Raw genomic sequence first — 22,805 nt, 5'->3', positions numbered from 1 at the left:
TAACGCAAATGCCGTGCAATCATAGGGGCCGGTATTACCCCTCGCGCGCCATTTCCCGCGCAATTTCCTTTTGGCCGATGTCGCGGCGGCAGAACAGGTCCGGCGCGTCGATCCTGTCCACGGCCGCATAGGCGGTGGCTTGCGCCACGCGAACCGACGCGCCGAGCGCGGTCACGTTCAGCACGCGGCCACCGTTCGCCACGAGCGCGCCGTCTTTCAGCGCGGTTCCGGCGTGGAACACCTTGGCGCCGGTCGCTTCGGCGGCATCGACGCCTTCGATCAGTCCGCCCTTCTTCGGCGTACCGGGATAGCCTTGTGCCGCCATCACCACGGTCAGCGCGGTTTCGGAACGGAAGCGCGGCACGGGAAGCGCGGACAGGGCGGAATCCGCGCAGGCGCGCAGCAGCTCTACCAGGTCGCTTTCCAGCCGCATCATCAGCACCTGGCATTCCGGATCGCCGAAGCGCGCGTTGTATTCGATCAGTTTCGGTCCGCTGCGCGTCAACATCAGCCCGGCGTAAAGCACGCCCGAATAGGGCATCCCCTCATCCGCCATTGTCCTGACGGTGGGCGCGATGATCTTTTCGATCACTTCGGCTTCCAGCGCGGGGGTAAGCACACGTGCCGGGCTGTAGGCGCCCATGCCGCCGGTGTTGGGGCCGGTATCGCCTTCGCCCACGCGCTTGTGGTCCTGCGCGCTGGCAAGCGGAACGATGGTCGCGCCGTCGGTAAGGGCAAAGAAGCTCGCTTCCTCGCCCTCGAGAAATTCCTCGACCACCACTTCCGCGCCCGCCGCGCCGAACTGGCCCCCGAAGATATCGGTTACGGCATTGCGCGCCTCGTCCATGGTCATCGCCACGACAACGCCCTTGCCCGCCGCCAGCCCGTCCGCCTTCACCACCACTGGCGCACCGAAACGGTCCAGCGCGGCCATCGCCTCGGCCTCGTCCCTTGCGCGAACGTAACCGGCGGTCGGAATTCCCGCGCGGTCGCACAGTTCCTTGGTGAAGCCCTTCGAACCTTCCAGCTGCGCCGCCGCCTTCGACGGGCCGAACACCGAAAAGCCGGCGTCGCGCAGCGAATCCGCCAGTCCGTCGACCAGCGGCGCTTCCGGGCCGATCACCACCAGGCCGATTTCATGCGCTTCGCAGAACGATACGACCGCGCCATGATCGGCGGCATCCAGCGTAACCAGATCGGCATGATGCGCGATTCCCGGGTTGCCCGGCGCGGCGTAGAGCTTGCCCAGACGCGGCGATTGCGCCAGTTTCCATGCCAGCGCATGTTCGCGGCCGCCTCCACCCAGCAACAGGATATTCATGGCTTTCCCTTCCGTGCCCGATGACGACGACGATGAAACTGGCGGGCTGTTAGCGAGGGAAACGCCGGGGGACAACGCCGGCGCGCTTTCCGTGTCCGAGATTTCGCAGATGCTGAAGCGCACGGTGGAGGACCGGTTCGGCTTCGTTCGCGTGCGCGGCGAGCTTTCGGGCGTGAAACGCGCGGCATCCGGCCACCTCTATTGCAACCTCAAGGACGACAAGGCGCGACTTGACGCGGTGATGTGGCGCGGCAGCACGGGGCGGCTTTCGTTCCTGCCCGAAGACGGGCTGGAAGTGATCGCCAGCGGCAAGATGACGACCTATCCCGGCCGGTCGAACTACCAGATCGTGATCGAACGGATGGAAATCGCGGGCGAAGGCGCGCTGCTCGCCCTGCTGGAAAAGCTGAAGGCGCGGCTGGGCGCCGAAGGCCTGTTCGACGAAGCGCGCAAGCGGCCGCTGCCCTTCCTGCCGAAAACGATCGGCGTGGTTACGTCGCCTACGGGGGCGGTGATCCGCGATATCCTGCACCGCCTGTCGGACCGGTTTCCCAGTCACGTGGTGGTCTGGCCCGTGGCGGTGCAGGGCAAGGGCGCGGCAGAGCAGGTTGCGGCGGCGGTGCGCGGATTTTCGGCGCTGCCCGAAGGCGGGCCGGTGTCGCGCCCGGATATCGTGATTGTCGCGCGCGGCGGCGGGTCGATCGAAGACCTGTGGTGCTTCAACGAGGAAGTTGTCGTCCGTGCCATCGCCGATTGCACGATCCCGGTGATCAGCGCGGTGGGGCATGAAACGGACACCACGCTTGCCGACTATGCGGCAGACTTGCGCGCGCCCACGCCGACCGCCGCCGCCGAACTGGCGGTTCCCGTTCGCGGGGAACTGGCGGCGCTTCTTTCCGAACTGCACGCCCGCCAGCGGCGCGGCATGGTGCGGATGCTCTCGCTGCGTCGCGAGCGGCTGGAAGCGCGCAGCCAGCGCCTGCCCCGGCCCGAGGCGCTGTTGCAGGCGCAGGCCCAGAAGCTTGACGACCTGGGCGATCGTTTGCGGCGCGGGCTGGTTCAGCGCACCGCACTGGCCCGCGCGGCGCTGGATCGCGATGCGGGGGCGCTGCGTCCTTCGCTGCTCTCCAATCGCGTCGGGCGAGAGCGCGAGCGTTTGGCTGCCACGCGGCTGCGCCCGGAAATCGTCCTGCAAAGGATCGAGGCAGCCCGCCAGAAGGTGGACGCGCTTGACCGGTTGCGCCGCCAGCTTGATCCGCGCGCACCATTGAAGCGCGGCTATGTGCTGGTCACCGCGCCGGACGGATCGGTGGTGCGCCATCGCGCAGATGCCGCGGCGCTTGCTTCGCTGACGCTTGAGTTCGACGACGGAAAGCTTGACGTCGCGCCCGGAAAGGCGCCGCGAAGCGCCCCGCGCGCAAGGCCCGCCGCACAGGGCGGAGACCAGCAGGAATTGTTTTGAACGCGTGGCTCCGTTAGGCTTGTGGCCATGTTGATGTCTTCCAAGGGCCGTACCGCCCGCCTCCACTACCTTCCCAACGGTTTCCGCCAGATTTCGCCGGGCGATCACGTCACCTGCGCGGTTACCGGCGAAAGCATCCCGCTTGACCTGCTGCGCTACTGGAGTGTCGAGCTCCAGGAAGCCTATGCCACGCCCGAAATCGCGAGCCGCCGCCTGCTGGACCGGGCGTGAAGCGCCGACCGAAAAGCACCTGGCGCCTGGCCGGCGCCGCAATGTTGCTGGCAGGTGCGGGAACGGGTTGCGCGGCGGCGTCCACCAGCACGGCCGCGCCAACCAGTCCGGCGGCGCAAGCGGGTGCCGTTTCCTCGTCGGCCATTCCGGAAATGCACCGGCCGGCCGCTATAGAGCTTACCGGCGCGCTTGAGCAGGGTGGCTGGGCGCGCGGCACGGCGCCCGCCGGCACCGTTTCGCTCGATCTGGACGGAAAGCCGGTTTCGGTCGCGCCCGACGGCAGCTTCTTCATCGCCTTCGATCGCAACGCGGGAAGCGCGGCCAGCCTTGTCGCGCATCTGTCAGGCGGCGGGATCGTCCACCGCGACCTGGCTATCGCCCCGCGCGAGTGGGACATCGAACGGCTCAACATCCCGATGAAGCCGCGCAAGATGCCCAGCGCCGCCTTCCTGCGCATCCGCAAGGGCGAACTTTCGCAAATCCACGCGGCGCGGGCCATGCGCACCGGAGCGGACGGATGGCGGCAAAAATTCATCTGGCCGGTAACGGGGCGGATTTCCGGCAAGTTCGGCTCGCAGCGGATATACCAGGGCGTGGCCGGCAGCTATCATTCGGGCATAGATATCGCCACGGGCCACAGCGGCACGCCCATCGTGGCGCCGGCGGACGGCACGGTGGTTCTGGCCGCGACCGACCCCTTCACGCTGGAAGGGCACCTGCTGATGATCGATCACGGCATGGGGCTGAACAGCGCGTTCCTGCACTGTTCGGAACTGGATGTGAAAGTGGGCGACCACGTGAAGCAGGGCCAGATGATCGCGCGCATCGGCATGACCGGCCGCGCCACCGGCCCGCACCTTCACTGGAGCGTCAAGTGGAAGGACGCCCGTCTGGACCCGCTGCTGCTGGCAGGGCCGATGCCATAGGCGCGCGCCGCGCTTATTCGATCCGCTTGACCTTTACGGCGGGCTGGCCGTTGATGCTTGCCATATAGCTTCCGAACGCACCGCGCTTGATCTCGATCTTCGCGCCCGCGCGCGGATCGACCGCAAAGCCCTTGGTGTCGGTCTGCTGCCAGACGGCACCGTCCTGCAACACAAAGGTCCACGCGCCATAGCGGCCGTGTCTTGCGGACTTCAGGGTCGATTCGATCTGCTTGATCTCGTCTTCCTCGTCCTTGCCGTCGCTCTTCCCGCCACCGAAGATCTTGAGCGTGGGCAGATGGAACCCGAAAAGCCCCTTGCGCGCTTCGCGCACGTCCGCCTTGTCGGCGATCACTACATCGCGCTTGTCGGTCGCCTGCTGCAGCGCGGCAACGGTGCGGTCGTAACACGCAAGCCGGGCGCCCGCATCGGCGATGGCCCGGCATTCCACCACGTCCTTGTATATCTGCGGCTTGTCGAGATTGGCGGGATCGACATCCTTCGCCAGTGCGCTTGTGGCCATGGCGGTGACGGGGACAAGCAGCATGACCGGCACGATTCGCTTCATCGGATCACATTCTCCTGGCGGATCGCCGCCTGTTGGTTGCGTCGTCAGGTTGGGGCCGTGCGCGTGCGTTCGCAAGGGGGAAAGCCCCATGAACGTCCAGTGTGGCAAAATGGTTACATAAGGAACAAAAGCGCCGCAGGGCGCCGCCTCGCGCCTTTACACGCGGGGACCGTTTCGGCACCCACGCCCAATCCGGGCCTCCGGAAACCGTGCATTGCGCACGCGGTCGGCCCGGCCTTGTGTCCGGCAGACAATGTCCTGCCGATCCTAATTAGGGGCTGGAAACACATGAAGAATTTCTCGAAGCTGAAGGCTGGCGCCGCACCTGTGGCGATCGGTCTTGCGCTGGTTGCGGCACCTGCGTTCGCGCAGGACGCACCGGCTGACGCGGGCGCAGCCAATGCGCCCATCGTCGTTACCGGTTCGCGCCTCAAGCAGCCGAATCTCGAATCTGCTACGCCGGTTACCGTCGTCAGCGCGCAGGAAATCCAGGACACGGGTACGACCCGCGTCGAGGATCTCATCAACTCGCTGCCGCAGGTCTTTGCCGGCCAGGGCGGCAACATTTCGAACGGTTCGTCGGGCACGGCAACTCTGAACCTGCGCGGTATCGGTTCGGAGCGCACCCTTGTGCTCGTCAATGGCCGCCGCCTCATGCCGGGTGATCCGAATTCCTCGGCTGCCGACATCAACGCCATCCCGGGCGCGCTGATCAAGCGCGTTGACGTGCTGACCGGCGGTGCTTCGTCGGTCTACGGTTCGGACGCCGTCGCGGGCGTTGTGAACTTCGTGATGGATACCGATTTCGAAGGCTTCAAGCTCGACGGTCAGTATTCGTTCTACCAACACAACAACAGTGCCGGATCCAACATCCTCGATGCAAACACGGCAGCGGGCTACACCACTCCCAGCGGGTCGTCGACCAATGGCGGAGCGGTTGATGCGACAGCGGTCATGGGCACCGGTTTCGATGATGGCCGCGGCCACATCACCGCCTATTTCGGTTACCGCAAGATCGACCCGGTCCTGCAGGGAAGCCGCGACTATTCGAACTGCGCCCTCGCTGGCTCGGGGATCACTGGTTTCTCGTGCAGTGGTTCGTCCACCTCGCCAACCGGTCGCTTCCTGCTTTCGGGCGATGGCAGCTTCGACAGCTACCAGCCGAACCCCGATGGCTCGCAGACGTTCGTGCCCGGATTTAACATCTACAACTACAACCCGCTGAACTATTACCAGCGTCCTGACGAACGCTATACGGCGGGTTTCTTCGCCCACTACGACATCAGCGACGCTGTGAAGCCGTACATGGAATTCATGTTCATGGACGACCGCACCGTTGCGCAGATCGCGCCATCGGGCGACTTCGGCAATACTTCGACGCTCAACTGCGACAACCCGCTTCTGTCGGCGCAGCAGCTCTCGATTATCTGTGCTCCGTCGAATGTGATCGGTACCCGCATCGACCCGACCACCGGTGCCTCGTATGACGTTGCCGGCGTTTACGTCCTGCGTCGTAATATTGAAGGCGGTCCGCGTCAGGATGACCTGCAGCACACCTCGTATCGCGGTGTCGTGGGCGTCCAGGGCGACCTGGGTATGGCTTGGTCATACGATGCGTACTACCAGTACGGTCGCACGAATTACGCCGAAACCTACCTGAACGACCTTTCGGCGACCCGCGTGGCCCGCGCTCTTGATGTCGTGACTGATCCGGCTACGGGCAACGCAGTCTGCCGTTCGGTGCTCGACGGTTCCGATCCGAACTGCGTGCCGTGGAACATCTTCACCCTCGGCAACGTCGATCCGGCTGCAACCGCCTACCTTTCGACCCCCGGCTTCCAGCGTGGCACCACGACCGAGCAGGTGGCGAACGCTTCGCTTACCGGCCAGCTTGGCGAATACGGTGTGCGCACGCCGTGGGCGACCGATGGCGTGGCAATCAACGTCGGCTTCGAATACCGCAAGGAAAGCCTTGAGCTTCGCAGTGACCAGGCCTTCCAGACCGGTGACCTTACCGGCCAGGGCGCGCCCACGCTGCCGGTGGCGGGTTCGTTCCACGTGAGCGAGTTCTTCTCGGAAATCAGCCTGCCGATCGTGCAGGACAGCTTCATCAAGGAACTGTCGCTGAACGCCGGTTACCGTTATTCGACCTATACGAATGCGGGCAACAGCTTCAACACTGACACCTACAAGATCGAAGGCACCTTCGCCCCGACGGCTGACATCGCGTTCCGTGGCGGTTACAACCGCGCGGTCCGTGCGCCGAACGTGCAGGATCTCTTCGCTCCGAACCGTGTAGCTCTTGATGGTGAAACCGATGGTTGCGCGGGTGCAACGCCGACCTACACGGCCGCACAGTGTGCCTACATGGGTGTCACGGCTGCCCAGTATGGCACGATACCGGAAAACCCGGCGCAGCAGTACAACGGCTACATCGGCGGCAACCAGACGCTGCAGCCCGAAGTCGCCGATACGTGGACGGCCGGCGTGGTCCTCACTCCGACGTTCCTGCCGCGCTTCTCGGCCAGTGTCGACTGGTTCAGCATCAACCTGAAGCAGGCCATTCAGGGCATCGGCGCCGATACGATCCTCGATGCTTGTGCAAGCTCGGGTGATACGTTCATCTGTAGCCTGGTTCACCGTGACGCTGGTGGTTCGCTGTGGCTGTCGCCCAACGGGTACGTCATCGATACCACACAGAACATCGGTGGTCTGAAGACTTCGGGCATTGACGTCAGCGCCGCCTACACGCAGCCGCTTGGTGGTAGCCTCGGCAAGCTGAACGTGACGTTCCAGGGGACCTATCTCGACAAGTACGAGATCGATCCGGGTGTTTCGGCCGCTTACCGCTGCGAAGGCCTGTTTGGCTCGTCGTGCGGTACGCCGAATCCCAAGTGGCGCCACCAGATGCGCGTCAGCTGGGATCTGCCGAGCGGTTTGGGTGCGTCGGTTCGCTGGCGGCATTTCGGTCCGGTGGACTACATCAATGGCAACGACCACCTGGCTGCCCAGAACTACATCGACATGACGCTGAACGCGCGCATTGGCGATCACTATTCGTTCCGCCTTGGCGTGAACAACGTGTTCGACAAGGCTCCGCCGCTTTCGGGTCACGTCGGTGCCGGTTTTGGCAACGGCAACACCTTCCCGCAGGTTTACGACGCTCTGGGTCGTTACATCTTCGCGGGCGTGACCCTGGAATACTAAGTTCCAGACACGTTAGACTGAATTGGGCGGCGGACCTTACCGGGTTCGCCGCCTTTTTCTTTGCCTGCCGAAACGATAGGAAACAGGGCGCGTTGCCCACGATTTACGCCTGCGAATGCTTGCCCGATAACAACAGTTGAAGGTGCCATGACCGAAAGCCCCACCGCCAAAGACACGTCGTCCCTTTCGGTGGACCAGGTTCTTCGCATGGCAATAGACTCGCAGAAAACCTGGGATGAACGCGATGCCATTGCGCCGGTGCGCGATATGATCGCCCGCCACCCCGATGAGCCACGCCTGCACCAGATGCTGGGCGTGTTGTACCGCGCGCTTGATGAAAACGCGCAGGCCCTGCACCATTTCGACAAGGCCGCCCGGCTTGCGCCGGACAATCCGCGCATCGCCTATGCTGCGGCGCAGGTGAGGCTCGACGCCGGGCTTCCCGCGGCCGAACGGTTCGAGCGCGCTCTTGCGCTGGCGCCACAAGACAAGCAGGCGCTGCTCGGCTACGTTGCCGCCCTGCTTGAAGCGGGGGAGGCACAGCAAGCGGATCGCCTGCTTGAAGACGCGCTGGTCGTCGACCCGGGCTGGGCCGATGGTCATGCCGCTCTGGTCCGCTTGCGCTGGCAAGGCGGACAGGGGGACGCGTCATGGCGAAGCGTCCGTGCCGCCGCCGAAAGCCGCGGTGACGATGTGCCCTTGTGGCGCGAACTGATTCTTGGCCTGATGCACGCGAAGAAATTCGAGGTGGCGCTTGCGGAGATTGCAAAGGCGCGACGTTTGGCTGGTGCGGATATCTTCTTCGATTCCAGCGAAGCGGGCTGTCTTGACGAGTTGGGCCGGTTTGCCGAGGCGGAACGCATTTTCCTTGGCATGGGGCGCGTTGCCCACGCGGGCATCGCCCTGCGCTTTACCCGGCATTTGCTGAAGGCCGGCCGCCCACAGGATGCCGCCGCCGTGGCACTGGTGTGGACCGCGGAAGACGGGGCGCAGCATTTCTGGCCCTATATCGCCACGGCATGGCGGATGACGGACGATCCGCGATGGCAATGGCTTGAAGGCGATCCGCGCCTTACCGGCGTTTACGATATAACAGCTGACATCGGCTCGCTGGACGAGCTGGCCGCATTCCTGCGGCGGCTGCACCAGACCACGCACCAGCCGCTGGAACAGTCGCTGCGTGGAGGCACGCAGACCAACGGCCGCCTGTTCGCGCGGATAGAGCCCGAAGTGCAGCGCTTGCGTCAGGCGATTGTCAAAGCGGTGGAGCGCCACGCGGCCCAGCTGCCACCGATGGGCGCGAAACACCCGACACTGGGCGTAAAACCGAAAGAGATCCGCTTCGCCGGATCATGGTCCGTGCGCCTGACGGGGGAGGGGCACCACGCGGTCCACATGCATCCCGAAGGCTGGTTCAGTTCTGCCTTCTATGTGGCTCTTCCCGAAAACATGGATGCCGAAAAGCCCGAAGCGGGCTGGCTGACGATGGGCGACCAGCCGGAGTTTCCGGGCTGCCCGCCGGCGTTCCGCGCGGTGCGGCCCGAGGTGGGCCGTCTCGCACTTTTCCCGTCGACCATGTGGCACGGCACCAAGCCGATCACGGGCGGTGAGCGCATGACCGTTGCCTTCGACATCGCGCGTGGCCCCGGCTTCGCGCAGCGCTAACCCGCGTTGCAATCGAAACGGGACGCTATCGGCTCCATGAATTGCGCATAATTGCGCCACCGGCCGGACGCGTGGCGATAGAGCGGCTGGCGCACTTGCCAAACGCTTGCTGTGCGCACCTGGACCGCAGCCTGTTCGGGAGTGAGGCAGGCATCGTTCCATTCCAGCCCCAGAAAAGCGAGCGCCGACGCAATCTCTTCATGCGGGCTTGCAACCAACCGGTCGTAATCGACGATTTTCAGCCGTTCCGGAAACAGCGCCTGCCAATGCGCGACGAGGCGCTGGTGCTGGGCATACCAGTCAGCGAAATCTTCCAGCCGTGCGCCATATCCGAATTGCGGAGACAAGTGCTGGAAATAGACGGAGATCGCGTTGTCACACGGGTTGCGTCTTGTGACGAGCACCCTTGCTTCGGGGAACAGCGCCATGGCCAGGCCGATGTGCAGGAAATTGTCCGGGCGCTTGTCTGTAAACAGCTGGACGCCTCTCAATTGCTCCGGAATTTCAGCAAGGTAGCTTTTACGAAGCTGCGTCAACGTTTGCTCGTCCATGCCAGCAACGCCAGCAGGATAATCCTCACCCAGCCGATCCACGATTGCGGGAAGGGCGCCAAGCTCTCCACCGCTGGCGACAGCGGGGTGACGTCCCAAGATCTGTTCAAGCAGTGTCGAGCCCGAACGGAACATTCCGCAGATGAAAATGGGTGCCGGGCCGTTCGACGACGCACTTTGGGCGGCGGGTTTGTCGAACGCGGCGATCAGGGCATCGACCTGTGCGGCGGCGCGCCGCGCGTCATAACCAGTGAAACGCGGGCCGAAGCTGTCGATAGCGGCGCCATTGGCAGCCGTTGCGGCGGTGAACGCGCGATCATGTTCGCCGCAGGCATCGAGCAGGCGGGCAAGCGCGAATCCGGCATCGGCACGGTCGGCAGGCGGAGCAGCGGGATGCGCGACGATGGCGGCGAGCGAGCGGGCCAGCGGATCGTCGGCGCTGTCTATCGAACATACGCCCGCTAGCCGGGCCAGCGCCAGGGGATGCCCGGGCGCTGCCTGCAACGCGCGCGTATAAGCGTCGCGCGCATCCTGCACATTGCCCATGTCCTCGTGCAAGTTGCCCAGGTTGAGCAGGGCGGGAACGTAAGCGGGATCAAGGTCAAGCGCGCGGTGCAGCTCCGCCATGGCATCAGCCGGGCGGGCGAGATGATCGGCAAGGATCGACGCCCTGTTCACGTGAACTTCTTCGGCGTGGTCGATCCCCAGCCGAAGCGCCTTGTCATATGAAGTCAAGGCGTTGTCGAACTGCCGGTCTTGCCGTTCCAGCCAGCCCAGATTGAACCAGCTGGCCGGAAGGTCGGTCTTTTCGGCAAGAAGGGCGCGATAGGCGTCGATCGCCTCGCGCGTCGCCCCCTGGCGCAACAGTGCTGTCGCGTTCGCATGAAGCTGCGCGACGCGGTCCTGACCGGTCATTCTTCGCGATGTAACGCGCTGGACAAGGCGCGCAAGACGCCTTGCGCTTATCCGCCCTGATACGGCTTACGCTGCTGCGCGCGCTCAATCATATCCCGGTCCTGTTCGCGAATGGCCTGCCATTGTTCTGCCGTTGCACAGACGCGTTTGGATTTGAGGCGCGATCCGATCTCCTGGATCCGGCGGCAGATTACGCGGTCCGATTTCCCCATCTCGGCCGAATCGGACGTCTTCTTGGCGTTCTTGGCGGAATCAGCCATTGCCGGCATGCTTGCGGCAAGGGCAGGCATGGCGAGGGCGAGGAAAAGCATTCTGCGGTTCATATGAACCTCCCGGCAATCCTCTCCGCGCAAACGCGCGGCAGGAATTTGAAAAGATGCGATAATGGTAACAGTCCCGTCGGGGGTTGTCACGCCGGTCACCTTGCAGCGCCGGAAATCGCCACCCTGTATACCTGGAACCCGCTACCCGGCGCGATGTTGGCTGGCTGAAGCCATGCCGGCACCTTGTGATCCATCAGGTCTGCCGCCAGGCCATGCGGATTGGCCCGTTCGTAGTTGGCCGGCTCCATCAGGTCGGGGCACAGGACAAGCAGGGTTGCGTGCCGCCGTTCGACGATCTTTCGGGCCTTGGCGGGATCGCTGATGAAGGCTTCTATCACGTCCTTCATCGCCAGGTTGCCCCGGTGGTGGCCAGTGGCGACCACCCGGTGCGGCGTATCGACAAGGATTTGCGGGCCGATATCGATCGGCGCGAAAATATCGGTTGCGGGCAGCCGGTTCAGTCCGGCGGCCAGCTTGTCGTAATCGCAACTGGTTGTTCCGCTTGCGCCCGTGGCGGCCTCTGCCTCGTTCCCGGGAAGCACCGCGGCGATCGCGAAAACCGGGATCGAAGGAAACAGCAACAGGGCCACGCCAAGATAGGCGAGCGCTTGCCGTCCCGGCCGTCCGGCCGCGGCGCGTGCCGCGTCCAGCCTGTCGCGCAATTGCCATGCGGCCGGCGCAACGGCGAGCAGGCAGGCCGTTGCAGAGGCCCGCGCGACAAGCACGCCGATAACGATCGAACCGCCAAGCAACAACGAATAGTCTATCCACCAGCGCGCATCGTCGCGGCTCGTCGCGCGAAGCGCCAGCCGCAGCGTCGCGATCAGGCCGAAAAGCGGCAGGGCGACCATGGTAACGGCGGCGGCCGGCGGCATATCCCAGACCGGCTTTCCTTCGAGAACCGCGTTGTACCAGTACTTGCGCACGATGGGATCGAGCGCGGCGAACGCGCCCTTCGTGCATTCCGGCGCCTGCGCAAGCACGATCAGGATCGCACCCGCGCCGATCGCCCCGGCCAGCACCAGCGAAACGACGATGCGGCGCGGTTTCATGGCGACCAGAGCCGAACAGCCGAGCGCGCCCCATGCAAAGACCGCAAGGTGAAAGGGCGAGATCGCATCGCAATGCTGCCCCAGGTCGTAAAGGCCGCGCGTTCCCAGGAACAGTGCGATGGAGCTTCCGGCCAGTGTATTCATCGACCACAGCAACCATCGGCCCTGTGAAGGATCGCGCAGGAAACGCACACCGCAGACGGCGATGAAGACGGCGGCCAGCGGCAGGTTTTCAAGCGAGATGGCAAGCGATGTGGCAAGCGAAAGGCCGATCACCAGCCCGCCCTTGCGGGCATCGCGGGCGGCAAGGCCGTTCAGCGCGGCTAGAGCAAGCACGATCTGCCAGGCGTGATGATCAATCCGCATGGGCTGGAACTGGAACATCGCCGGCGCGGCAAGCCCCATGGTCAGCGCGGCAAGCCCGGCGATTTCGTGGTTGAAGTATTTGGCGGCCAGCCGTCCGGCCAGCAAAACCGCCGCCAGCAGCGTAAGCAGCGGAACGAGGATGCAGGTGACGGTCTCGGCCAAGGGCTGGCCCAGCAGGGGCCGCAGCAGCAGGATCAAGCCTGCGATCGGGACATCGACCAGCCGGGTCCAGTGCATCGGCACACCTGCGGGCGCGGCGACGCGGTATTGGTGGACATCGAACCAGCTCTGGCCGGCCAGAAGGTCCCGCACCTGGACAAGGCGCAGCGAATCGTCAGGATCGGGAAAACGGTGCGCGGCGATGTCGCTCCAGTGAACGGCCACCAGCAGCGCGCAAAGCAACAGCCAGCAGATCGTCAGTCGCAGCAGCAGCGCGCCCGTCATGATCCGGCTGCCGCCCCCCGCATGGGGTGGGGCGGAAAGTGGCGCTGCCGGCGCCATTGCGCCGGCGGTCACCGGAAGACGACCGACTTGCGCAGCATCCATGTGACTGCGAAGCTTACGACAACGGCCACCAGCTTGGCGATGCGCGGGTCTATGCCGGTCACGGTCGCGGCCCATACGATGGCCGTGGTAAGGGCAAGGCCGACAAGCGCCGAGATGACGAACATCGCCTTTTGCCGGGTTCGGGCCATTCCGCGTTCGGCCACCTGGTCCGCAAAGACCTTGCGGCTGGAAAGGATCCAGTGGGCGACGATGCCCAGGCAATACCCGATCGAAGAGGCCGCCACTGCCGGCACGCTCGCCGTCAGCAACGCCAGGAACGATCCCATGTCGACCGCCAGCGCCCCCACGCTGGCGATCATGTAGCGCAGCAGCGTGACCTGCCGCATGCGCTGGAGGAACGGAACCACCAATTCGTTCATCGACAAGCCCCCTGTTTAGCGGCGGACGGCGTCAGGCTGCGCGGCGATCCTTGCCGGTTGCGGTCGGCTTTTCGTCTTCCGCGATTCGTTCGGGAACGTCGCGCACCGAACCCAGCGCGGCGGCCTGGTCCTCGCTCACAGGCTTGCGCCCGGTGGCAATGACCTTTTCCGCGCCCTCGTCGCCGGACTCGTGATATTCGGCGTCCTCGTTCACGCACCAGATGTCGTAAACCCGCTCACCCGCCATGATGTTCTCGACCGTCAGCATCGCGGTCATCATCGCGTGATCCTGGTTGTTGTAGCGGTGCATGCCGTTGCGGCCGACCAGGTGCAGCGTTGGATAGAGCTCTTCCAGCTCATCGCGCATCGCCACGACATTGGCGGCATATTCGTCGTCATAGACGGGATAGGCCTTTTCCTGCCGCACCACCGCGCCGCCGATAACCTGCTCGCCTTTCACAAGGCCCAGCGTTTCCATCTCTTTCGTCGCCAGCGCGACCAGATCCTCGTCGGTCGAGGCCCAGAGGTCGTCGCCTTCGAAGCAGAAATATTCAAGACCCACGCAGGCCACGCCTTCGTCCGGCACCATTTCTGGCGACCATGAACGGAAGTTCTGGATACGGCCGACCTTCACCTTGCTGTCGTGGATGTAGATCCAGTTGTCGGGGAACAGGTCTTCCGACCGGATCTTCAGCGCAACGGTCAGGAAGTCGCGATAACGAAGGCGGTCTGCCTGAAGCGAGGTTTGCGGCAGCGGATGCAGGCGCGCGGAAAGTTCGCGCATCGGTGCGGAACTGATCGCGTGGCGGGCACGGATCACGGTTTCGCCGCCGTCCTCTTTCGTTGCCGAAAGACGCCAGCCGCCCTGCCCGTCCGATGCGAGCTGCTTCATCGCGTGGCCCATCAGCACCCGGTTGCCCTTGCCTTCGATGAAGTCGCGCGCGGCGTCCCACATCATTCCGGGGCCAAGGCGGGGGTAACGGAAGGTTTCAAGCAGAGTCTTTACCGCCTGCCCGTCGTTCGGCCGCTTGTTGAGGCCCAGGCTACGCTTGATGCCGTCTGTCACCGCGCCCCACAGCGAAAGGCCCTTGATGCGCTGCGCGGCCCAGTCGGCGCTCATTTCGTCGCAGGGCATACCCCACACCTTTTCGGTATAGGTCTTGAAAAAGATCGAATAGAGCTTCCTGCCGAACTGGTTGGTGGTCCAGTCCTCGAAGCTTTTCACGTCCTTCACCGGGAACAGCTTGGTCCAGGCATAGCTTGCCATGCACGCGGTCGAACGCAGGATTCCCAGGTTGCCCAGCGCTTCGAATGCGCGCAGCGGATAGGAATAGAACTTGCCCTCATAATAGATGCGGCTCATCCGCGGGCGCTGGATGAAGTCGTCCGGCAGGATCTCGTTCCACAGGTCGACGACCTGCTGGCTTTTCGAAAAGAAGCGGTGTCCGCCGATGTCGAAGCGATAGCCCTCGTGTTCCACGGTGCGGCTGATGCCGCCCACGTATTTCGGGTCTTTTTCGATTATGGCCACCGAATAGCCATGTTTCGAAAGCAGGTAGCCCGCGGTCAGCCCCGCTGGCCCCGCGCCGATGATCGCAACATCGACTTCGTTTTCAGCCGACCGGCTGGTGGAAACCTTGCCCCCGTTTTCCATCTCGAAATCTCTCCGTCCAAGCGAACCAAATCGTCCTGCCCGGAAGTGAAGGAAAATGGATAAGGGATGGTTAACGGCGTGCGCGGATTCGCTAACCAGACCGGCGCGCGATTCCTTGCGGCGCCGTGTCAGCCGAAGTTGCGATTGCCGGTCGGGCGGCTGGCGTCGTCCCCCTCCAGTGATTCCTCCACCGCTCTGGTGAACTGCAGCGGCGCGGCGAGCCGGGCAAGCTCGTCAAGCCGAAAGGTCTGTTCGAAGATCAGCCCGTATCGCGGTGCCCTGCGCCACCTGACCTTGGCATAGATCGGCGGAACGATTCCGGTGTCGAGCCGGATCAGCTCGTTCTTGAGCAGCCATTTGTCGCATTCGATGCAGGCACCCTGTTGCGAGATGTCCTGAAGCGCCACCTTGGCCCTGTGCCCGCCGGAATGGACAGAGGCGTCCATCGCGATGCGCAGGCGCACCTGGCGGCGCGGAAATGCCCCCTGTCCTTCGTCCAGCAGGCGTTCGATATCGATCTGCCGGGGGAAACGGAATCCCGCGAAATCGTCGGTGCTCCAGACAAGGTGGACAGGGTGGCGATCCCCGTTGCCGAGCTCTATTTCGAGTGTCTTGTGCTCAGGGATGGGGTGGAACAGGCGGATCTTGATGCCCTTGCTTGCCGCATCGCGGATCACGCAAAGGAACTCGCGCCCGTCCACGATCAGCTTCGCCGCCCTGATAAGCAGGGTAAAGCGGGGCGCTTCGCGCTGGTCGTGGCTGCCTGCCGCGCCTTCGAATCCGGTGCCGCCCCCTTCCGGCCCGCCAGACCGGTTGCTCAGTTCCTGGGTCAAAACCCTTTCCCCTATATGCGCCGTCCCGTCGCGGACCGGGCCAGCGCGCCCCGGTCGTCATCAAGGTAGGGTGCATAAGGTTGTCGGGCCGTTACCGGCGGCGCAGGGGAATCCGCAAGGCGCGTGCCCCGGCCTGCGCAATTGGTGCGGACGGCGGGACTTGAACCCGCACGATCAAAGATCAAGGGATTTTAAGTCCCCTGCGTCTACCATTCCGCCACGTCCGCGCGGGTAGGTGCGCGGCAATGGCACAAGGCATTGCGGGCGGCAACGCCTACATCCAGGTCGCCGCTAGGGCGCCGTTTCGTGACAAGCCGGTTTGTCGGGGTGAAACCCGCGGCGAACCGCCTGGCGGTTTCAGCCGATTCAGGGATTCAGGCGCTGGCGCATTTCCTTGCCGGGCTTGAAATAAGGCACGCGCTTCGCCGGAACCTCCACCGTTTCGCCGGTGCGCGGGTTGCGCCCCTTGCGCGCATCGCGCTCTCGCGTGGAAAAGGCGCCAAAGCCGCGCAGTTCCACCCTGCCGCCTTCGGCAAGGCGACGGCCGATTTCGTCGAAGAACACATCGACAACGCGTTCGATTTCCTCGCCGCGCAGTTCCGGGCTGTGCTTTGCGAGTATCTGCAAGAGTTCCGACCTGATCATCTTATCCCCCCATTGGCACCGGTTTGCGGTGACAACTGTCCGCGCCTTGCTACGGGAACAGCCTGGACGCGGGACAAAGATTGCGTGCGATCCCCACACGCGGAAATAATCTGCCAGATCGGTTCAACAATTTCAATTGCGTAATGGGTTTGCCGTCCCGATGCGGGACAGCCGGCCCGCGCCTTCAATCGACCGTGTGCAGGAGGTCTTCCGGATCGATCCGCAGGCGGCGGATGCGTGCGGCTATTTCGGGCCATTCCCGATTGAGAAACGCGTCGCGTTCACTGCGCCGCAGTGCTTCGGCCGCGCCGGGCGCGACATACATGCCCACGCCGCGCTGCACTTCGATCAGCCCTTCGGCCTGGAACTGCTGGTATGCCTTGGCGACCGTCAGCGGGTTGGCGCCCTGGTCGGCGGCGAAGGCCCGCACCGATGGAAGCAATTCGCCTTCGGGATAACGTCCATCGATGATGGCTGCCGCGATCATGTCGCGCAGCTTGAGATAAACGGGGCGTCCGGAATTGCTCATCAGGGTGTGGCAGTGCCATAATACAGCGCATCGGGCAAGGCCGTTGCGCCCGTTGCGGGTGAAATTTGCGGAAAGTTTCACGCGGGCACCCCGTTTCCGCATCGGACAGCGGGAATTGTCGCAATTGCAACAAAAGTCTTTCGCATGGGGATTTGGCGGTTAGTTTGGCCCCTTCGCGCCGCGGGAGACAGGGTGGCGCAAACGCCGGGCAATAGAATTCGCGAAAAGGGATGGTCGCATGAAGGAAATGGCGCTGTGGAACGAGGCTGACTGGATCGCGGCCATCGGCGCGGTTGCGCTGGTGGTTTTCCTGGCGATCGGGGCCTATGCCGTAACGCGCAAGGAGCCGGAGTTCGCCGGCCATCCCAAGGGTCTTTTCGTCCTGTTCTTCGCCGAGATGTGGGAACGCTTTTCCTACTACGGCATGCGGGCGCTGCTGACACTCTATCTGGTCAAGCACTGGCTCTATTCTGACGGACAGGCGACCATCATCTATGGCGCCTATACCAGCCTGGTCTATATCACCCCGGTGCTTGGCGGCTGGCTGGCGGACCGATACCTGGGCCAGCGCAAGGCGGTGCTGTTCGGCGCGGTCCTGCTTACGCTGGGCCACTTCTTCATGGCGTTCGAGGGGAACGGCGGGGGATACCAGAACAACCCTGCGATCAACGTGTTCTGGCTGGCGCTGTCCTTCATCATCGTGGGATCGGGCTTCCTCAAGGCCAATATCTCGGTCATCGTCGGCCAGCTTTATCCGCGTACCGACATCAGGCGCGATGGCGCCTATACGATCTTCTACATGGGCATCAACGTGGGCGCGGCCATCGGCACGATCCTGGCCGGATACCTTGGCGAAACGATCGGCTGGTCGTGGGGCTTCGGCGCGGCAGGCGTGGGCATGTTGCTGGGCCTGATCGTGTTCGTGATCGGCAAGCCGCTGCTCAACGGTCAGGGCGAACCGCCCGAGCCCGCGCACCTGAAGGCGAAAGTCGCGGGGCTCAATCTCGAATGGTTTCTCTATCTCGCGGGGTTCGCGGGCGTGGCGGTCGTCTGGGCGCTGATCCAGTTCCAGGACGCGGTCGGCTGGATCCTGCTGATTTCGGGCATCCTGCTGCTCGCCTATGTCCTGCAACAGGCGCTTTACCAGTTGAAGGATGAAAGCGGGCAGATAAGCAACGGATCGACCCGCAACCTCTTCTATGCCGGGGTGGTCGTCCTGCTGGCCATGGCGGCGTGGATGATCGTCAGCAACGGCGCGGACACGATTGCCGTTGTCGCCGCGATTGCGGGGCTGGGGCTGGTTGCCGCGGCCTGCATCGGCGAAGCGCGCAAATCCGCCAATTATGCGCGCGACAGGGTGTTCGCGATGATCTTCCTGATCCTGCTGATGCCGGTGTTCTGGGGCCTGTTCGAACAGGCGGGCGGATCGGTCAACCTGTTCACCGATCGCTATGTCGATCGCGCGGGCGTGCCGACATCGCTGTTCCAGTCGATCAACCCGATCTATATCATCCTGCTCGGCCCCGTATTCGCCGCGCTTTGGCAATGGCTCGGCCGGCGCGGATGGGAACCGGCCACGCCAGCCAAGATGGGCCTTGGCATCGTGCAGATGGGCCTTGCCTTCGTGGTGCTGGTGCTGGGCGCGAATGCCGCAGGCAGCGCGCTGGTTCCGGTGATCTATATCTTCCTGTTCTATCTGCTTTCCACCACCGGCGAACTCAGCCTGTCGCCGGTCGGGCTTTCGGCCATGAACCGGCTTTCGGTGCGGCACATGGCCAGCCTGATGATGGCTGCGTTCTTCTTCGGCACGGCGGGCGGCAATTACGTTGCCGGTTTCCTGGGTTCGATCATGGGCGAAGGCGACGGGGGCGAGATCACGCGGCAGGCGGCGCTCGACGTCTATTGGTCGATGGGATTGGTCGCCATCGGTATCGGTGTGGTGGTCGTGCTGCTCAACCCGCTGGTCAAGCGCCTGATGCACGTCGACAAGCTGACCGACGACGACGTTGGCGACGATCTGGCAGGCCAGGAAGAGGTTGCCGAACCGCAGGGGCCGGGCGCGCATCCCGCGCTGAAGGCTTAGGAATACACGTATCGTTCGCTCCGGCGCGTGGGCGCCGGGGCGGTCCATGGGGATGGAACAAACGCCGTGAGAGCGGCTTCAGGCGAATGGGGAGCTTCAGACAAATGCGAAGAGTGGGACGGGTCGCCGGGGCGGCCCTGGCATCGGTTGTCCTTGTGCTGGGCACGGCCCAAGCGGGTGCGCGCGAGAAGAAGGCAGAGGCATCCGCGATGTCCGCGCCCGACGACAATCCCTATCCATCGACTTATCGCCCCTATCCGGGTCGGCCGGTCGCGATCGTGGGGGCGACCGTGTTCGACGGGACCGGCGCGGAGATAGACAACGGCACGGTGCTGGTATCGGGCGGCAAGGTGGAAGCGGTCGGCGATGCCTCGCTGACGGTGCCCGAAGGCTATGACCGGATCGATGGGCGCGGCAAATACGTGACGCCCGGCGTGATCGACATCCACAGCCACCTTGGCGTCTATCCCAGCCCCGGCGTTCGTGCCCTTTCGGACGGTAACGAAGCGACCAGCCCGACCACGCCCGAAGTATGGGCGGAACATTCGGTCTGGCCGCAAGACCCGGGCTTCACGCGCGCGCTTGTCAACGGCGGCGTCACCAGCCTGCAGATCCTGCCCGGTTCGGCCAACCTGATGGGCGGGCGTTCGGTGGTGCTCAAGAACGTGCCGGGCCGCACGGTGCAATCGATGAAGTTCCCCGGCGCGCCCTATGGCCTGAAAATGGCGTGCGGGGAGAATCCCAAGCGCGTCTATGGATCGAAGGGCCGCATGCCTTCCACGCGGATGGGCAATTTCGCGGTCGACCGCGAGACGTGGATCAAGGCGGTAGAATACAAAAAGAAGCGCGACGCCGGTAAGCTGGAGAAGCGTGACCTCGCGATGGAAACGCTGGTCGGCGTGCTCGACGGCAAGATCCTGGTGCACAACCACTGTTACCGCGCGGACGAGATGGCGCAGGTCATCGATATGTCGAAGGAGTTCGGCTATCACGTCGCCGCGTTCCACCACGCGGTGGAAGCCTACAAGATCGGCGACCTGCTGAAGCAGAAAGACATCTGCTCGGCAATCTGGGCCGATTGGTGGGGCTTCAAGATGGAAGCCTATGACGGCATCCCCGAAAACGCGGCGCTGCTGCAGGATGCGGGCGCGTGCGTGATTATCCATTCGGACGATGAATACGGCATCCAGCGCCTGAATCAGGAAGCCGCGAAGGCGCAGGGCGCGGGTCGCCGCATGGGCATTTCCATCCCGGACGGGCAGGTGGTGCGCTGGTTCACGCTGAACCCCGCGCACGCGATGGGAATCGACAAGGTGACGGGCAGTCTCACCCCCGGAAAGATGGGTGACGTGGTGCTGTGGAACGGTAACCCGCTGTCGGTCTATTCGCGGCCCGAAAAGGTCTGGATCGACGGCGCGATGCTTTACGATGCGGACAATCCGAAAATGCGGCCGGTTAGCGATTTCGAACTTGGCCAGCCCGGTGAAGGAGACGTGAAATGAGCGCGCGCATCCTTGCTTCAGGCGCAGCCATGCTGCTTGCCGCCGCTGCAGCCACGCCCGCCGTTGCGGCCGACACGGCCTTTACCAACGCCACCGTCGTGATCGGAGACGGCAGCGCGCCTGTCGAACACGGTACGGTCGTGGTGCGCGACGGCAAGATCCTTGCCGCGGGCGCGAATGTGCCGGTGCCCGCCGGTGCGACCGTGGTGGACGCGGGCGGAAAGTGGATCACGCCGGGCCTTGTTATCGCCGTTACCGACCTGGGCCTGCTGGATGTCGGCGCGGTCAGTTCAAGCAATGACAGCGAAGCCGATAAATCGGTGTTCAACGCCGCGCTCGACGTTTCGACCGCGGTCGATCCCGAGGCGCTGCCGCTGGAAGTCAGCCGCGCGGGCGGCGTGACGCGCGCCGCGGTGTCGGCAAGCGCGGGCAATTCGATCTTTGCCGGGCAGGGCGCCTATATCGACCTCGGCGCCGATCCACAGGCGGTGGAAAAGCCGCGCGCGTTCCAGCTGGTCGAACTGGGTGAGCGCGGTGCGCGCCTTGCCGGGGGAAGCCGCCTTGCCGCACAGGCGCTGTTGCGCAACGCCTTGGCCGAGGCGCGCGAGATCGCGGCAATGCCGAAAGGCACGCGGCGGGACGACGTGCTGCTCACCCGGTCGGACGCGGTGGCGCTGGTACCGGTCGTGACCGGCAAGCAGCCGCTTTACGTCCATGTTGAGCGCGCATCCGACATTCGCGGTGCGCTGGCGCTGAAGTCGGAGTTCCCCGCGTTGAATCTGGTGATCGTCGGCGCATCGGAAGGCTGGCGCGTGGCCGGTACGCTTGCCGCCGCCAAGGTGCCGGTGATCGCGCAGCCGATGACCGACCTGCCCGGCCGGTTCGAGACGATGGCCGCAACGCAGTCCAACATCGGACGCATGACGAAGGCGGGCGTCAAGGTGGCGATCGGCGGAATGTTCGACATGGACCAGCCGCGCTATGCCCCGCAATACGCGGGAAACCTTGTCGCTGTCGGCAAGATGCCCGGCGCAACGGGACTGACCTGGGGACAGGCTTTCGCCGCGATCAGTTCCGTGCCCGCTGGGATCATGGGCGAGGGCGACCGGTACGGCAGCCTGCTGCCCGGCCGCGACGCGGATGTGGTGGTTTGGGACGGCGATCCGCTTGAAGTGGGCAATGCGCCCGTGAAAGTGTATATCGACGGCGTGGAGCAGCCGGTTTCCAACCACCAGACGCGGCTGCGCGAACGCTATCGCCATCCCGCACCGGGCGCGTTGCCCAAGGCCTGGGACTGGTAAGGCCGGATCGGCGGCGGTCGCGAAAGGAAGGGGAAATGCCAGTGGATCCCGCACTCGTTTCGCTCACCGCCGCAACGATCGCCTTCGTCGGCACGCATTTCGCGATGTCGCACCCGTTGCGCCCGGCGATGACGGGCGTGCTGGGCGAAACGGGTTTCCTGGGCGCCTATTCGCTGGTCAGCCTTGCCACGTTCGCGTGGATGGCCATGGCGTTTCGCGCCGCGTCGCCATCGCCTGTCGCGTTCGACGGAACGTATGGCGCTCTCGCATGGATCGTCGCCAGCGTGTTGACGATTGTGGCTCTGGTGCTGTTCCTCGGCTCGCTCAGCGGCAATCCGGCGTTGCCCGATCCGAACGCGGCGAAGGCCTTGGCAGACAAGCAGCCGGCCGGCGTGTTCCGCGTGACGCGCCATCCCATGATGTGGGGCTTCGGCTTCTGGGCCATCGCGCACCTGCTTGTCGCACCCGCGGGGCGCACGCTGATCCTGGCGGGCGGAATCCTGATCCTCGCGCTGGTCGGCGCGCATATGCAGGACCGCAAGAAAGAAGCGCTGATGGGCGATGGCTGGGCGGCGTGGGAAGCGAAGACCAGCTTCTGGCCACGCGTGGGCCGGTTAGGCGGCGCGGGCGCGGTGCTGTGGCTGCTCGCCATTGCGATCTGGGTCGCGATCACCTGGGCGCACCTGTGGCTGTCGGGTATCCCCGCCGGGATCTGGCGCTGGGTGGGTTAGCCCTCCCTAGTCCTGAC

General features: G+C 64.3%; 19 protein-coding genes and 1 tRNA gene. 9 read left to right on the top strand and 11 right to left on the bottom strand.

Features of this window, described 5'->3' with window-relative positions:
- Window positions 1-34: 34 nt before the first annotated feature.
- Complete coding sequence (gene purD, locus RXV95_RS01400) at window positions 35-1,321, bottom strand: phosphoribosylamine--glycine ligase (protein WP_338467240.1); 1,287 nt, start codon at window positions 1,319-1,321, stop codon at window positions 35-37.
- On the opposite strand from purD, the gene xseA reads away from it, so the two are divergent.
- Genes xseA through RXV95_RS01385 form a run of 3 tightly spaced genes read left to right on the top strand, consistent with a single transcriptional unit; the run spans window position 1,320 to window position 3,940 of the window.
- The gene (gene xseA / locus RXV95_RS01395) at window positions 1,320-2,783 is read left to right on the top strand and encodes an exodeoxyribonuclease VII large subunit (protein WP_338467239.1); all 1,464 of its coding nucleotides are present in this window, start codon (window positions 1,320-1,322) and stop codon (window positions 2,781-2,783) included. The genes purD and xseA overlap by 2 nt on opposite strands.
- Window positions 2,784-2,810: 27 nt before the next feature.
- A complete protein-coding gene (locus RXV95_RS01390; RefSeq protein ID WP_338467238.1) occupies window positions 2,811-3,014 on the top strand; it encodes a DUF2093 domain-containing protein in 204 nt (67 codons plus the stop codon).
- Window positions 3,011-3,940 carry a M23 family metallopeptidase gene (locus RXV95_RS01385; RefSeq protein WP_338467237.1) on the top strand — a complete coding sequence of 310 codons (930 nt, stop codon included), beginning with the start codon at window positions 3,011-3,013 and terminating at the stop codon, window positions 3,938-3,940. The genes RXV95_RS01390 and RXV95_RS01385 overlap by 4 nt, the downstream gene beginning before the upstream one ends.
- 13 nt (window positions 3,941-3,953) lie before the next feature.
- Here RXV95_RS01385 and RXV95_RS01380 read toward each other — a convergent pair whose 3' ends face one another.
- The gene (locus RXV95_RS01380; protein ID WP_338467236.1) at window positions 3,954-4,505 is read right to left on the bottom strand and encodes a hypothetical protein; all 552 of its coding nucleotides are present in this window, start codon (window positions 4,503-4,505) and stop codon (window positions 3,954-3,956) included.
- A 288-nt stretch (window positions 4,506-4,793) separates the two neighbouring features.
- Between RXV95_RS01380 and RXV95_RS01375 the strand changes: the two genes are divergently transcribed.
- Together RXV95_RS01375 and RXV95_RS01370 are read left to right on the top strand one after the other, a co-directional pair.
- Window positions 4,794-7,712 (top strand): TonB-dependent receptor, encoded by a 2,919-nt coding sequence (locus tag RXV95_RS01375; RefSeq protein WP_338467235.1) that lies wholly within the window; start codon window positions 4,794-4,796, stop codon window positions 7,710-7,712.
- 147 nt (window positions 7,713-7,859) lie between these two features.
- Complete coding sequence (locus tag RXV95_RS01370) at window positions 7,860-9,377, top strand: putative 2OG-Fe(II) oxygenase (RefSeq protein ID WP_338467234.1); 1,518 nt, start codon at window positions 7,860-7,862, stop codon at window positions 9,375-9,377.
- On the opposite strand, the gene RXV95_RS01365 is transcribed toward RXV95_RS01370, so the two are convergent.
- The 9 genes from RXV95_RS01365 to RXV95_RS01325 all read right to left on the bottom strand — a co-directional run bounded on the left by RXV95_RS01365 (window position 9,374) and on the right by RXV95_RS01325 (window position 17,171).
- Window positions 9,374-10,843: a sulfotransferase gene (locus RXV95_RS01365; RefSeq protein WP_338467233.1), complete on the bottom strand. Its 1,470-nt coding sequence runs from the start codon at window positions 10,841-10,843 to the stop codon at window positions 9,374-9,376. The two genes, RXV95_RS01370 and RXV95_RS01365, sit on opposite strands and share 4 nt — an antisense overlap.
- Window positions 10,844-10,890: 47 nt before the next feature.
- Window positions 10,891-11,256 (bottom strand): hypothetical protein, encoded by a 366-nt coding sequence (locus RXV95_RS01360; protein ID WP_338467232.1) that lies wholly within the window; start codon window positions 11,254-11,256, stop codon window positions 10,891-10,893.
- A gap of 5 nt (window positions 11,257-11,261) precedes the next feature.
- Window positions 11,262-13,028 (bottom strand): hypothetical protein, encoded by a 1,767-nt coding sequence (locus tag RXV95_RS01355; protein ID WP_338467231.1) that lies wholly within the window; start codon window positions 13,026-13,028, stop codon window positions 11,262-11,264.
- A 68-nt stretch (window positions 13,029-13,096) separates the two neighbouring features.
- Window positions 13,097-13,510, bottom strand: a complete 414-nt coding sequence (locus tag RXV95_RS01350; protein ID WP_338467230.1) for a GtrA family protein — start codon at window positions 13,508-13,510, stop codon at window positions 13,097-13,099.
- 31 nt (window positions 13,511-13,541) lie between these two features.
- A complete protein-coding gene (locus tag RXV95_RS01345) occupies window positions 13,542-15,164 on the bottom strand; it encodes an NAD(P)/FAD-dependent oxidoreductase (RefSeq protein ID WP_338467229.1) in 1,623 nt (540 codons plus the stop codon).
- A 128-nt stretch (window positions 15,165-15,292) separates the two neighbouring features.
- Complete coding sequence (locus tag RXV95_RS01340; RefSeq protein ID WP_338467228.1) at window positions 15,293-15,997, bottom strand: PilZ domain-containing protein; 705 nt, start codon at window positions 15,995-15,997, stop codon at window positions 15,293-15,295.
- A 142-nt stretch (window positions 15,998-16,139) separates the two neighbouring features.
- Window positions 16,140-16,224 (bottom strand) — tRNA-Leu (locus RXV95_RS01335).
- 139 nt (window positions 16,225-16,363) lie between these two features.
- Complete coding sequence (locus tag RXV95_RS01330; protein ID WP_338467227.1) at window positions 16,364-16,642, bottom strand: integration host factor subunit beta; 279 nt, start codon at window positions 16,640-16,642, stop codon at window positions 16,364-16,366.
- Between the two features lie 184 nt (window positions 16,643-16,826).
- Entirely contained in the window at window positions 16,827-17,171 is a 345-nt protein-coding gene (locus tag RXV95_RS01325) for a GntR family transcriptional regulator (protein ID WP_338467226.1), read from the bottom strand.
- A 238-nt stretch (window positions 17,172-17,409) separates the two neighbouring features.
- Here RXV95_RS01325 and RXV95_RS01320 point away from each other — a divergent pair, with 238 nt between their 5' ends.
- The 4 genes from RXV95_RS01320 to RXV95_RS01305 all read left to right on the top strand — a co-directional run bounded on the left by RXV95_RS01320 (window position 17,410) and on the right by RXV95_RS01305 (window position 22,788).
- Complete coding sequence (locus RXV95_RS01320) at window positions 17,410-19,254, top strand: peptide MFS transporter (RefSeq protein ID WP_338467225.1); 1,845 nt, start codon at window positions 17,410-17,412, stop codon at window positions 19,252-19,254.
- 209 nt (window positions 19,255-19,463) lie between these two features.
- On the top strand, window positions 19,464-20,756 hold the full coding sequence (locus RXV95_RS01315; protein ID WP_338468606.1) for an amidohydrolase: 1,293 nt from the start codon (window positions 19,464-19,466) through the stop codon (window positions 20,754-20,756).
- Entirely contained in the window at window positions 20,753-22,057 is a 1,305-nt protein-coding gene (locus tag RXV95_RS01310; RefSeq protein WP_338467224.1) for an amidohydrolase family protein, read from the top strand. The genes RXV95_RS01315 and RXV95_RS01310 overlap by 4 nt, the downstream gene beginning before the upstream one ends.
- A 35-nt stretch (window positions 22,058-22,092) precedes the next feature.
- Complete coding sequence (locus tag RXV95_RS01305; protein WP_338467223.1) at window positions 22,093-22,788, top strand: NnrU family protein; 696 nt, start codon at window positions 22,093-22,095, stop codon at window positions 22,786-22,788.
- Window positions 22,789-22,805: the final 17 nt, after the last annotated feature.

Origin of the sequence: Novosphingobium sp. ZN18A2 (assembly GCF_036784765.1) — a bacterium.
GTDB lineage: Bacteria > Pseudomonadota > Alphaproteobacteria > Sphingomonadales > Sphingomonadaceae > Novosphingobium.
This window is presented reverse-complemented; position numbering and strand designations above follow the sequence as displayed.

Coding starts and splice junctions, on each gene's coding strand:
- RXV95_RS01315 (WP_338468606.1), top strand. CDS start 19,464: ATGTCCGCGCCCGACGACAATCCCTATCCATCGACTTATCGCCCCTAT.
- purD (WP_338467240.1), bottom strand. CDS start 1,321: ATGAATATCCTGTTGCTGGGTGGAGGCGGCCGCGAACATGCGCTGGCA.
- RXV95_RS01370 (WP_338467234.1), top strand. CDS start 7,860: ATGACCGAAAGCCCCACCGCCAAAGACACGTCGTCCCTTTCGGTGGAC.
- xseA (WP_338467239.1), top strand. CDS start 1,320: ATGGCTTTCCCTTCCGTGCCCGATGACGACGACGATGAAACTGGCGGG.
- RXV95_RS01320 (WP_338467225.1), top strand. CDS start 17,410: ATGAAGGAAATGGCGCTGTGGAACGAGGCTGACTGGATCGCGGCCATC.
- RXV95_RS01330 (WP_338467227.1), bottom strand. CDS start 16,642: ATGATCAGGTCGGAACTCTTGCAGATACTCGCAAAGCACAGCCCGGAA.
- RXV95_RS01310 (WP_338467224.1), top strand. CDS start 20,753: ATGAGCGCGCGCATCCTTGCTTCAGGCGCAGCCATGCTGCTTGCCGCC.
- RXV95_RS01355 (WP_338467231.1), bottom strand. CDS start 13,028: ATGACGGGCGCGCTGCTGCTGCGACTGACGATCTGCTGGCTGTTGCTT.
- RXV95_RS01325 (WP_338467226.1), bottom strand. CDS start 17,171: ATGAGCAATTCCGGACGCCCCGTTTATCTCAAGCTGCGCGACATGATC.
- RXV95_RS01380 (WP_338467236.1), bottom strand. CDS start 4,505: ATGAAGCGAATCGTGCCGGTCATGCTGCTTGTCCCCGTCACCGCCATG.
- RXV95_RS01350 (WP_338467230.1), bottom strand. CDS start 13,510: ATGAACGAATTGGTGGTTCCGTTCCTCCAGCGCATGCGGCAGGTCACG.
- RXV95_RS01345 (WP_338467229.1), bottom strand. CDS start 15,164: ATGGAAAACGGGGGCAAGGTTTCCACCAGCCGGTCGGCTGAAAACGAA.
- RXV95_RS01305 (WP_338467223.1), top strand. CDS start 22,093: ATGCCAGTGGATCCCGCACTCGTTTCGCTCACCGCCGCAACGATCGCC.
- RXV95_RS01375 (WP_338467235.1), top strand. CDS start 4,794: ATGAAGAATTTCTCGAAGCTGAAGGCTGGCGCCGCACCTGTGGCGATC.
- RXV95_RS01365 (WP_338467233.1), bottom strand. CDS start 10,843: ATGACCGGTCAGGACCGCGTCGCGCAGCTTCATGCGAACGCGACAGCA.
- RXV95_RS01390 (WP_338467238.1), top strand. CDS start 2,811: ATGTTGATGTCTTCCAAGGGCCGTACCGCCCGCCTCCACTACCTTCCC.